Here is a 12,174-nt window from a genome sequence, read left to right as displayed (position 1 = left end):
AGCGGATCGTTCGACGCCATCGTTTTGGATGGCCCTTCGCTGCCCTGCTACGCAACTAGCGCGACGCCTGCCGGGGGAAGCAGGTGCCGCCCCTCCCGCTTCGGGACGCCTGGCACTGATCTTGGGTGGAGTACCTGCAGTTCACATGCCCCTTGAACTTGGAGCACCATTGGTTTTGCTCGGTCTGCGCTGATGCAGTCTGTGGCATGATGGCCAGCATTCCCGAGACCGCCATTGCAACTAGGATAAATCTCCGCATTCGAAAATCCTCCGGGTTCATCGGTCTGACAGGCCCGATCGCTTTAGCTGACCCTGACGATGCGCTCTTGATACGACCTGCGATATTGGGTCTTTGCCCGATTAGGCGGCAGGAATTCCCCGGAGCGCTCCATGAGGCGCCGTTTCATATATCGCCGGCGTTTCGCCTGCGACTGCGGCCCGCGGTCGCGATTGCATCCGGACGCACCAAGTAGATTTGCCGATGTGTGTGGCCCCTCCTTTGGGCAAGAATACCAGGGACGATACCGTAGATCGCGAGATGTGAAAGGGCGACCTGCCTGATCTAACGTCTGGAATCGAGGAGGGCATGGCGATGCGCGGTAGGCGAACCACATCTCGGCAAGTCTTCGCAGTGACGTTGATCGCCTCCGTGTTCGCACCGTTTCTGGTAGCCTGCGGCCGCCAAGCGGAAACGAAGGAGCTGCCCCCGCGTCCGGTTCGGACCACGACCATCGAGAAGCGCGATAGCCTGGTGCCGTTGATTTTTACAGGCCGCATCGAGGCCGAGGACGAAGTGGCCGTCGCCTTTCGGATATCCGGACGCTTGCGGGCGAGCCATGCGAAACTCGGAGACAGGGTCGAGGCCGGACAGTTGCTGGCACAACTGGAGTCCCAGAACGAGCTGAGCACATTGCGGCAGGCAAAAGCGGCTCTTTCCGCTGCGCAGGGCCAGTTGACGCAGGCACGCAACCACTACGAACGTCAGGAAACGCTGTTGGCGCAGGGGTGGACCACGCGTGCCAATTTCGAGGCGGCGACGCAGGCACGACAGGCCGCGCAGTCGCAGGTCGAGGCGGCGGAGGCGCAAGTCGACTCCGCGCACGACCTCGTCAGCTTTACGGAGCTGCGGGCCGATGCGCCCGGCAAAATCACCGCGACAGGTCCCTCTGATGGCGAGGTCGTTCAGGCCGGGCAAATGATCGCGAGGATCGCGAGGCAGGACGGCCGTGACGCAGTCTTCGACGTTCCGGCTCAAATGATCAGATCGACGCCGGCCGACGTGCAGGTCATGGTCAGCCTGACAGATGACGCGAAGATCACGGCACAGGGCCGCGTCCGCCAGGTCGCGGCGCAGGCCGACCCCGTCACCCGCACGTTCGAGGTCAAGGTCGGTCTAACGGATCCGCCACCAGCCATGCGGCTCGGCGCCACCGTAAACGGCCGCGTCGAGTTGGGTTCCGGACCGGTGATCGATGTACCCGCTACCGCCTTAACAAGAATAAATCAGCAGCCGGCCGTCTGGATCCTCGATCCCCAGACGAACATCATATCGGCGCGTAATGTCGACATCCTGCGTTTCGACCAGACCGACGTCATCGTCTCGCAGGGACTGAATGCCGGCGACATCGTTGTCACCGCGGGCGTCCAAGCGCTCCATCCGGGCCAGAAGGTGCGCGTGCTCGGATCAGAGCCATGACCGGGTTTAACCTCTCCGGATGGGCGCTCAGGCACCGCTCGCTCGTCGTCTATGTGATGATCGTTGCCGCGATCGCAGGTTATCTCGCGTTTTTCCGCCTTGGCCGGAGCGAGGATCCTTCGTTTACGATCAAGACGATGGTCGTGCAGGCTGCCTGGCCGGGGGCAACGGCCGAAGAGACGATGAAACAGGTGACCGAGCGACTCGAGCGGCGATTGCAGGAAACGCCCCATCTTGAGTTCCTGCGCAGCTTCACTCGCGCCGGTCTCGTCACTATCTTCGTCAACCTGAAGGGAAGCGCGAACAGCAGGGAGGTCGCCGATACCTGGTATGAGGTGAGGAAGAACATCGGCGACATGCGCCACACGCTTCCCGCTGGCGTTGTCGGCCCCGGCTTCAACGACGATTTTGGTGACACGTTCGGGATCGTCTACGGCTTTAGCAGCGACGGCTTCACGCAGCGAGAGTTGCGAGATTACGTCGAGAATGTCCGTGCGCGCTTGCTTCAGGTTCCTGACGTGTCGAAGATCGAGCTACTGGGTGCCCAGGACGAGGTGATCTTCGTCGAGTTCTCCAAGCAGGACCTTGCGACCTTGCAGGTCGATCGGGCGGCTCTGCTCGGTGCGCTGCAAGCTCAGAATATTGTCCGGCCGGCGGGGACAATCCAGACGGGCAAGGAAACCATTTCCGTTCGAGTGTCCGGCGGCTTTGGGTCGGAGCAGGACATCGCCGGTGTCAATTTCGTCGCAGGCGGTCGCACGATCCGGCTGAGCGACATTGCGAAAGTGCGGCGTGGCTACGTGGATCCGCCGCAGCCGATGTTCCGGGTCAACGGCCAGCCGGCAATCGGGCTTGCTATCGCAATGCGTGATGGCGGCGACATTCTTGCGCTTGGCAGAAATATCAAGGCGGCGATGGCCCAGATGACCGCCAATCTCCCGATTGGAATCGAGCCCGCGCTCGTCGCCGACCAGGCTACGGTGGTCGATAGTGCGATCAGCGAATTCATGACCTCGCTACTACAGGCCGTCGCAATCATTCTAGTGGTGAGTTTCATCAGCCTCGGAATTCGTCCAGGCCTCATCATCGCGCTTGCCATTCCGCTGACCCTAACCGTCGTGTTCCCGATCATGGAGATCGCCCGCATCGACATGCAACGAATATCGTTGGGCGCGCTGATCATCGCGCTCGCACTCTTGGTCGATGATGCGATGACGACCACGGACGCCACCCTCAACCGGCTGGCCCAAGGCGACAGCAAAATCGATGCAGCGACCTTCGCCTACCGCAGCCACGCCTTTGCTATGCTTGCAGGGACTCTGGTGACGATCGCAGGCTTCATCCCGGTTGGCTTCGCCGCGAGTTCGGCCGGCGAGTATACATTTTCGCTGTTTGCGGTAGTCGCGATCGCTCTCCTGGTGTCATGGCTCGTTGCTGTGATCTTTACGCCATTGCTGGGTGTGATCATTCTCGTTCCGCCGGGACAGGAGAGCTCGGACGCGCCAGGCAGGATATTCCGCTTCTATCGCACGTTTCTTACGCTGGCGATGCGCGCCAAGTGGCTCACGATCGCCACCTCGCTGGTGCTCTTTATCGCGTCGGTTCTTGCGCTTCCGCTGATTCCGCAGCAGTTCTTCCCATCGTCAGATCGACCTGAACTGCTGGTGGACCTCAGTTTGCCCCAGAATGCATCGATCCATGCGAGCGAGCTGGCAGCCAGGCGCTTGGATGCCGCATTGACCGGCGATCCGGACGTCGATCATTGGAGTACCAACGTGGGGCGCGGTGCCATCCGTTTCTATCTTCCGCTCAATGTCGAGCTTCCAAACGATTCGTTCACGCAGGCGGTTGTCGTGGCGAAGGACGTCGCGGCGCGCGAGCGTCTGCGCGTGAGGCTGGAACGTTTGCTCGCGGAGGAAGTTCCCGCCGCCGTCTCGTCGGTTTCGCCGCTCGGTCTTGGCCCACCTGTGGGATGGCCGCTGCAATATCGCGTCAGCGGACCGGATGTCGAACGGGTACGTGAGATTGCGCTCAAGCTTGGGCAAATCATTGCCTCCGAGCCCAGGGCCAAGGGCGTCAATTTCGATTGGATGGAGCCGGAACGCCAGCTCCGCATCCAGGTCGATCAGGACGAAGCGCGACGTCTCGGACTGAGCTCGCAAGCGATATCGAGCGTGCTGAACACGGTGATATCCGGCGCAATCGTCACGCAGGTCCGCGACGACATCTATCTGGTCAATGTGGTGGCCCGGGCGGTCGATGAGCAGCGCATCTCGCTGTCCAACCTGCGTACGCTTCAGGTGCCTTTGCCCAGCGGCAGGACGGTATCTCTCAGTCAGTTTGCGACATTCGCGTATCACCAGGAGCATCCGCTGATCTGGCGGCGCGACCGCATTCCAACGCTGACGGTGCGCGCCGATATTGGCGGCGGATCACTGCCGGCTGCGCTGGTGGACGCTCTGTCGCCCGCAATAGGCGAGTTGAGGAAGACGCTACCGGCGTCCTACGAGGTGGCCGTGGGCGGAACCGTTGAAGAGAGCCGGAACTCGCAGGCGTCGGTGCTTGCTGTGGTGCCGATGATGCTGTTCGTCATGCTCACGGTCCTGATGATCCAGTTGCAGAGCTTTCCGAGACTGCTGATGGTCATAAGCGTGGCGCCACTCGGGATGATCGGTGTTGTCGCCGCACTGTTGCTTTCCGGCAGACCGATGGGCTTTGTCACTATCCTCGGAATTCTCGCGTTGCTCGGCATGATCAGCAAGAACGCGGTGATTCTGATCAGCCAGATCGACGCCGAACGGGCACAGGGCAAGAGCCCGTGGGACGCAGCGGTCGATGCCAGCAGCTCCCGGTTTCGTCCCATCATGTTGACGGCGGTGTCGACCGTGCTCGGCATGATCCCGATCGCTCCCACCGTATTCTGGGGCCCGATGGCCGTCGCAATCATGGGCGGTCTGCTGGTTGCAACCGTTTTGACGCTGGTCTTGCTGCCGACATTGTATGTGAGCTGGTTCGGAGAGAAGGGGCGGGTAGGGACTTCCGCTCAATCGGTCGGCTAAGCCGCTGGTTTCCGGCGAGGGGAATCCTGTCTCGGGATTAGGAGTTCACCTGATATTCCGGGCGCCGCCCGAGGTGCATGGTGAAGTGCCGGCAAGTCGATCGGCCAGGATGTTGCGCACCCGCGCTATCGCGAGGTCTTCACATGACTGGGACGCCGTCAGTCCAGAAGCTCTCCCTGTTCGCGTTGACCGCGATGGTGGTCGGATCGATGGTCGGCTCGGGCATCTTCTCGCTCCCGAGAACATTCGGCATCGCCACTGGTCCGTTCGGAGCGGTCTTCGCCTGGTGTATAGCCGGCGGCGGCATGTACGCGCTCGCCCGGGTGTTCCAAACGCTGGCTGAACGAAAGCCAGAGCTCGATGCTGGTGTCTACGCCTATGCGAAGGAGGGATTTGGTGATTATCCTGGTTTTCTATCGGCGTTCGGGTACTGGATCGGCAGCTGCATCGGCAACGTATCCTATTGGGTCCTTATCAAGTCGACCTTGGGCGCCTTCTTTCCTGTCTTTGGAGACGGGAACACGGTCACAGCCATCATCGTCGCCTCGATAGGAATCTGGCTGTTTCACTTCATGATTCTTCGCGGCGTGCAGCAGGCCGCGGCGATCAACACCATCGTCACGATTGCGAAGATCGTGCCGATCCTGGTCTTCATTGCTATCCTGATTTTTGCGTTCAAAGCCGATCTTTTCCGCGCCAATTTCTGGGGCGGCGAGGGGATGCCGGACAAGAGTCTGTTCGACCAGATTCGCGCGACCATGCTGGTGACGGTGTTTGTCTTTCTCGGCATCGAGGGCGCCAGCGTCTATTCGCGCTATGCCAAGGAACGGGCGCATGTCGGCGCGGCGACCATTTTGGGGTTTGCGATCGTTACGACCCTGATGGTGCTCGTGACCATGCTGCCATATGCCGCGTTGCCCCGCGCCGAGATCGCCGGCATGCGACAGCCGTCCATGGCAACGGTATTGGAGGCGGTGGTCGGGCATTGGGGCGCGATCTTCGTCAGCATCGGACTCCTGGTTTCGGTATTGGGGGCCTATCTCGCCTGGTCGCTAATCTGCGCTGAGGTGCTCTCCGCCGCCGGACGAACGAAGGATATGCCAGCTTTGTTCGGCACCGAAAATGCGAACAAGGTGCCGGCTGCGGCGCTCTGGCTCACCAATGTGATCGTTCAGCTCTTCGTCATCAGCACCTATTGGTCGCAGGATGCATTCGCGCTGATGCTCAATCTCACGAGCGTGATGTCACTCATTCCGTTCTTCCTCGTCGCAGCCTACGGGCTCCTGCTCGTCCGTCGCGGCGAGACCTATGAGAAAAGCAGCCGTGATCGCAAGCGCGACATGATCTTTGCCGGCGTCGCCTTGGTCTATACGCTGTTCCTGATCTATGCCGCCGGGATGAAGTTCCTGCTGCTGTCCTTGATCCTCTACGCGCCAGGCACTGCACTCTATTTCTGGGCGCGCCTGGAACAGAAGGCGCGGGTCTTTACAGCCATCGAGTGGGGCCTCTTCATTGCAGCCGCCCTCGGCGCTGCTGTTGGAATACACGGACTGGCCACCGGCTACATCACCATCTAGGCAGGCAACTCCCGGGAGAACTCCCATGGCAAAGCAGACATCGGACACCTCGGCTCCCTTCGGCGTCCATTCAGAGGTCGGCCAGCTGAGGAAGGTGATGGTCTGCTCGCCAGGGCGGGCTCATCAGCGCCTTACGCCCTCCAATTGCGATACTCTGTTGTTCGATGACGTGCTGTGGGTGGACAATGCCAAGCGCGACCATTTCGACTTTGTTCAAAAAATGCGTGACCGCGGGATCGAAGTCGTCGAGATGCACAATCTGCTCGCCGAGACGGTCGCGATCCCCGAGGCCAGGAAGTGGATCCTGGACAACCAGGTTGTTGCCGATCAGGTCGGTCTCGGTCTGATCGACGAGCTGCGCGGTTATTTGGAAGGTCTCAATCCGCGCGAGTTGGCGGAAACGCTGATCGGCGGAGTATCGACTCACGACTTTCCGGATGCCCATGGCGGCGAGATGCTCAAGCTGGTGCGCGAAGCAGCCGGGATGACCGAGTATTTGCTACCGCCGCTTCCCAACACCTTGTACACGCGGGACACCACATGCTGGATCTACGGCGGCGTCACGCTGAATTCGCTCTACTGGCCAGCGCGGCACGAAGAGCCGATCCTCGCCACAGCCATCTACAAGTTCCATCCGGATTTCGCCGGCAAGGTCAACGTCTGGTGGGGCGATCCGACGCGCGATCACGGCCTCGCGACGCTGGAAGGCGGCGACGTGATGCCGATCGGCAAGGGCAACGTTCTGATCGGATTGAGTGAGCGCACCTCGCGGCAGGCGATCAGCCAGGTTGCCGCAGCCTTGTTCAAGAGAAAAGCGGCCGAACGTGTGATTGTGGCGGCTATGCCGAAGCTGCGCGCGGCGATGCATCTCGATACTGTCTTCACGTTCGCAGATCGGGATTGTGTCCTGCTCTATCCGGACATCGTCAACAACATCGCGGCCTTTTCCTACCGGCCGGCCGACAATTCCGCCGGCCTCGATCTACGCAGGGATGAAAAGCCGTTCGTGGATGTCGTGGCCGAAGCGCTCGGCCTGAAGAAGTTGCGCGTGATTGAGACCGGCGGCAACGCGTATATGCGCGAGCGGACCCAGTGGGATAGCGGCGCGAACCTGGTCTGCGCCTCTCCGGGCGTGGTGTTCGCTTATGACCGCAACACATACACCAACACCTTGCTGCGCAAGGAGGGGATCGAGGTGATCACCATTGTCGGTGCAGAGCTGGGACGCGGCCGGGGAGGCGGTCATTGCATGACCTGCCCGATCACTAGGGACGCGGTGGATTATTAGCCGACCTGCGGGCGCTCCGGCCCTGAAGGAGGGCGTTCACGGCCGCGTGGCATTCGGCCGTTGCTGGGTAGCATCCGGGGAGTTCCAGCCAGACGGCGTCTGCCGCCTCAATCACAGATTTAATTCCTGACCATTAACACGCCATAATCAGCACCCACGCTCAGCTGATTCCAGGTGTACGCAGAAGCCATCGGGGGACACCATGCGCGCGCTGACGATTCTTTGGCTGGTCGTTGGATGGTTTGGAGCAGACACCGCTTGGGCGGCGGATGTTGATCTCACCGAACTGAAGGCGAGCGGTCCTGTGCCGTATTATTCCGCTCCGTCATGGAGTGTCGTTGGCTCCGTCGCGCCAACCTTCACTGACAATGCTTTGTTCAGCCGGAACAACCGCAGGTCGGATTTTTATTATGAGCCCGACGTCAGTCTCAGGTTGGATGGGAACCTCACAAGCGACCTGTCGTACCGGCTCTATGCTCGCGCCCAATACGAGGCCTTTGCGACCGAGAAGGACGGCAACGCCGCAGTGGCGCGAATGGGAGCGCGCTTGACCGAGAATTGGGACGGCTGGCGCTTCTCCGCTATTTACGAGAACCGGTACGATTTCGACGGTGTCTATCGCGATCTTGCTTTCACGTCCCACGACGTGATGGGCTCGGTAGCGCGCGACTTCCGCGTGAACAATGTCACGCTGTCGCCACTGTTGCTCCTGACCTACCGGTTTTCCGATCTTGCGGAAGCCCGCCGCTGGCGCTTTGACGCGGTGCTGGGTATCGAAGTCAAGCTGGACCCGAAATGGTCGATTGTGAGCACGCCATTGTTAGAAGCCTTTTGGTTCACGGACGGGCTGAACAGGGGCCGACAGGATCAGATCTACTCAGCGGACGTCGGGCTGAGGTATAGTTTCGCCAGCAACGTGTCGATCACGACCAGCGTATTGTACGAGGCGCGAACATCGAACGTTCCGGAGCGGCGATACAGGGATCTCAGGGTTGGTCCCCGACTTGATTTCGCGTTTTGAAGGGCTTGGAAGATGACGAGATGCGGGTGTGTATTGGTGGGAATCATCGTTGGTCTAACGGCCGCCTCCGTGGCTTCTGCGGATCCCCGCGATTCTGCTGACCGGAGCCAGCGCCTGGATACCGATGCACTGAGGGATGATGTCGGCGTTAACCGCCTCCAGGTGCCGTCTCATCCGCTGGTGCTTTCGCCGCCTCAACAACCCGCTCCGAGCGCGAAGGCAGGAAAGAAAAAGAAATCCAGCGCGAGCGGAGTTGGAGCCCGGTAGCGCACGGACGCAGGTGCGGCCGGATTGCCGTGGCGGTACCCGAGAACGACTTCACGAGTCTCGGAAGCCGCTGATTGCGCATTGGGGAGCTGTTGTCGACACAAGCAGCTCGTGAAGGCTTTCTACGATACTTTAGCATCTGTTGCATTTCATTTGAATCCAGTGCTGCCCAGTCTGGCACAAGTTGCATACTGCACCCCTTATTGAGATCCACGCACGGATTCGCGATTTCAATCTGAGGAGAATACTACTTGTGGTGCTATCAACCAGACAGTGTATAATTGGAAGACCCTTAGGGCATCCGCACTCTGAACCAGCAATGGAACTCGCCCGAAGGGCAGGACGGCGACTCCCGATATTGATCTTCAATGTCGGAGGCCCCGCAGCAGAGTGAGCGCGTACCGTGAAGCCCCATAGTTTTCCCGCCTCCGACTCAGTTCGAACCAGCGGCACGGGGTGGTTGCAGCTAGGTTTCGAAGAAGCCAGCGACCGCCTTTACTGGATGTGCTCAGCCGAGTTTCTCTTCGTGGTGCGCGCTTCGCTTGGCGGACGCTTCGTCTATGAGACGGTTAATCCGGCTTTCGAGTCGCGTCTCGGCATCTCGGCCGACGCTATCCGGGAGCTGGATGTCTCTGATTGCTTGAGCAGCGACGACATCGAACCCGTCTGCCAAGCCCTACGCGCCTGTCTCGCCGAAGAGAAGGAGGTCAGGGTTCGCCATCGTCTGGCGTTTGGTGGCCAACGTCAGAATATGGAGACGACGATCGTTCCCGTCATGGACCCCGCGGCCGGTCGTGCGGTCCGGCTAGTCGGCAGCCATCGTATGGCCCACACTGGTCCGTTCGAGGAAGCGTCTAGACCGCTGGACGATACCCACGCCCACGTCGACTTGGCATCCATTCAGGAGGAAATCCAGCAGCGGATTGCGTCTGATCTCCATGATTCGACGTGTCAGCATTTGATTGCGGCGAGCCTCGGCCTCATGCGGATCCGACGCAGCATGAGCGACCCGCCCAGCGCCGAGCGGCTCTGCGATGAGATCGATGCGTCGATTGACGAGGCGCTTAGGGAAATTCGTGCCTTTTCCTATCTGCTGCATCCCCGCAATCTGACGCACGATAAGCTCAAAGCCGCAATTGAGAATTACGCGGATGGATTTGCGGCTCGCACTTCGTTGCACGTAGCGACGAGGATCGTGCCCGAGGTCGATCTGCTGCCTTACGAGAAGCAGCGCACCTTGCTCCGGATCGTCCAGGAAGCGCTCACGAACGTATTTCGTCATGCGCAAGCGACCAAAGTCAGCATCGTCATTGACGCGACCGACAGCCAGTTTCGGCTCACGGTCAACGACAATGGGCGGGGGCTCCGCGCTGACTATGGCAAACATCGTGCAAAGGCAACATCGATCGGCGTTGGAATTCCGGCGATGAGGGCAAGGCTCGAGCAGATTGGAGGAGCGCTGGACATCAGCTCCGATCAGGCAACATGGCCCTCGGGCACCATCCTGCGCGCAGTGCTTCCGCGTGGGCTGGCGAAGAGCGCGCGCAGCCGGCGTAAGGTGACGACCTCCGTGAGGCCCCCAGCAGGCACCCACTGAGGAAGAAGAAGAAGAGGTTACCGGTGGCGGGTGGCTGCCGCGTAACGATATTGGAGTGCTCTGCCATGAAACACATTCTTATCGCGGATGATCACGAAGCGGTGCGATCGGGCCTGCGAGCGGTCCTCGAACAGCGGGCGGATTGGGAAGTCGTTGCCGAGGCGAACGACGGCAGCAAGGCACTTACGGCGGCAATCGAAAGCCGGCCGCATGTGGCTATCATCGACTTCTCCATGCCGCGGATGACCGGCGTGGAGGTCGCGCGGCAGATCAGGGATTATCCGTTGCAGACGGAGGTGTTGATCTTCACGGTGCACAAGTCGGGTCTGCTGGCGCAGCAGGCGTTTGAGGCAGGCGCCCGCGCGTTTCTGGCGAAATCGGATGCTAACAGATTGCTGTTGGCGGCCGTCGACGCACTTCTGGCGCACAAGCGGTTCTGCAGCGAAAGCTGTCGAGACGAGCTCGATCACGGCGGCGAGGGCGCAGATGGGCGCCGGAGGCTTACGCCACGCGAGCAGCTTGTGGTCAAATTGGTGGCGGAGGGTTACAGCAACAAAGGCATTGGCGCGATCCTGAACCTCAGCGTCAAGACGACTGAAGCTCATCGAGCGGCCGCGATGCGCAAGCTGGAGGTGAACTCAACCGCAGGTTTGGTTCGGTACGCTGTTCGTTCGCATCTGGTCGAGGCATGACAGCATATGATGTTCTTGAGGACCGCCACGTCGGTACATTCGCGGTGGCAGGCTCAGGGTTTTGCAGGATGGCGCTTAGAACCATGAGTGGCATGATCGTCTGACCTTGCCGCACTGAGCGTCTCCAGGGGTGCGGCCGGAATCGAGAACGGCGCCATGAAACGCATCTTGATTGCGGATGATCATGCGGTCGTACGTTCGGGACTTCGCGCGATCGTCGAAACGCAGTCCAACTGGATCGTCGCCGGCGAAGCGATCAATGGTGAACAAGCCATCGGATTGGCTCTGGAAACGAGGTCGGACGTCGTCATCGTCGACTACTCGATGCCCCTGATGAACGGGTTGGAGGTCAGCCGTCGGCTAAAGGCACTTGATCAGCATACGGAAGTACTGATCCTGACGATGCATGAAGACGAGGAACTGCTGAGGGACGCTATTCTGGCGGGTGTCCGCGGCTTCCTGTTCAAGTCGGATGCCAAGAAGCATCTGATTTCGGCGATCGAGGCGCTGCTCGACGGCAGGCCTTATTTCACCAGCGCCTTGATAGAGAAGCTGCTGAGTGATTACCAGCTCAACAAGCAGGGCAGGTCGGAGATGCTGCTGACGTCACGCGAGCAGAGCGTCGTCCAGCTGATTGCGGAGGGGCATACCAACAGATCGATATGTAATCTCTTGAACTTGAGTGTGAAGACGGTGGAGACCCATCGGGCGTCGGCCATGCGCAAGCTCGGGATGTCATCCACCGCCGAACTGGTCCGCTATGCCATTCGGAAGAAGCTCGTGGCGCCCTGAGGGATTCCGCCGTTGTCCTGAATGCCCGAGCGGTGGGTGGCTGTCGGCTTGGGCTGCCTTGTGCTGTTCCATTCGCGGGCTAATCCAATGTGAGCCGGCCAGCGGCCGTGGCCTGAGCACGGCGCCTGCGCGGGCAACGCAACCTGCTGGATATCAACTTACTGGCAGTACACGCCCCGCCTTTG

Annotated in this window: 9 protein-coding genes; 8 read left to right on the top strand and 1 reads right to left on the bottom strand. The window is 60.4% G+C overall.

The genetic code is table 11. The features are described 5' to 3' along the window. Window positions 1-55: 55 nt before the first annotated feature. Window positions 56-259 (bottom strand): DUF3551 domain-containing protein, encoded by a 204-nt coding sequence (locus tag AC0L3A_RS26805; protein WP_007601212.1) that lies wholly within the window; start codon window positions 257-259, stop codon window positions 56-58. 333 nt (window positions 260-592) lie between these two features. On the opposite strand from AC0L3A_RS26805, the gene AC0L3A_RS26800 reads away from it, so the two are divergent. From AC0L3A_RS26800 to AC0L3A_RS26765, 8 genes are all read left to right on the top strand, one after another. Next, window positions 593-1,696, top strand: a complete 1,104-nt coding sequence (locus AC0L3A_RS26800; protein WP_007601213.1) for an efflux RND transporter periplasmic adaptor subunit — start codon at window positions 593-595, stop codon at window positions 1,694-1,696. Then, window positions 1,693-4,755 carry an efflux RND transporter permease subunit gene (locus tag AC0L3A_RS26795; protein WP_354128985.1) on the top strand — a complete coding sequence of 1,021 codons (3,063 nt, stop codon included), beginning with the start codon at window positions 1,693-1,695 and terminating at the stop codon, window positions 4,753-4,755. The genes AC0L3A_RS26800 and AC0L3A_RS26795 overlap by 4 nt, the downstream gene beginning before the upstream one ends. A gap of 143 nt (window positions 4,756-4,898) precedes the next feature. Further along, complete coding sequence (locus tag AC0L3A_RS26790) at window positions 4,899-6,332, top strand: basic amino acid/polyamine antiporter (protein ID WP_007601215.1); 1,434 nt, start codon at window positions 4,899-4,901, stop codon at window positions 6,330-6,332. Window positions 6,333-6,357: 25 nt separating this feature from the next. Beyond that, complete coding sequence (gene arcA, locus AC0L3A_RS26785; RefSeq protein ID WP_007601216.1) at window positions 6,358-7,620, top strand: arginine deiminase; 1,263 nt, start codon at window positions 6,358-6,360, stop codon at window positions 7,618-7,620. 202 nt (window positions 7,621-7,822) lie between these two features. After that, on the top strand, window positions 7,823-8,641 hold the full coding sequence (locus tag AC0L3A_RS26780) for an outer membrane beta-barrel protein (protein WP_007601217.1): 819 nt from the start codon (window positions 7,823-7,825) through the stop codon (window positions 8,639-8,641). Between the two features lie 727 nt (window positions 8,642-9,368). Continuing rightward, on the top strand, window positions 9,369-10,505 hold the full coding sequence (locus tag AC0L3A_RS26775; RefSeq protein ID WP_473255453.1) for a sensor histidine kinase: 1,137 nt from the start codon (window positions 9,369-9,371) through the stop codon (window positions 10,503-10,505). A gap of 65 nt (window positions 10,506-10,570) precedes the next feature. Further along, complete coding sequence (locus AC0L3A_RS26770; protein WP_007601219.1) at window positions 10,571-11,197, top strand: response regulator; 627 nt, start codon at window positions 10,571-10,573, stop codon at window positions 11,195-11,197. 156 nt (window positions 11,198-11,353) lie between these two features. Continuing rightward, entirely contained in the window at window positions 11,354-11,989 is a 636-nt protein-coding gene (locus tag AC0L3A_RS26765) for a response regulator (protein ID WP_007601223.1), read from the top strand. Window positions 11,990-12,174 lie beyond the last annotated feature (185 nt).

It is taken from the genome of Bradyrhizobium sp. MI1.3 (assembly GCF_055811695.1).
The sequence above is the reverse complement of the archived record's forward strand: the minus strand, read 5'-3'. Positions and strand labels throughout refer to the sequence as shown.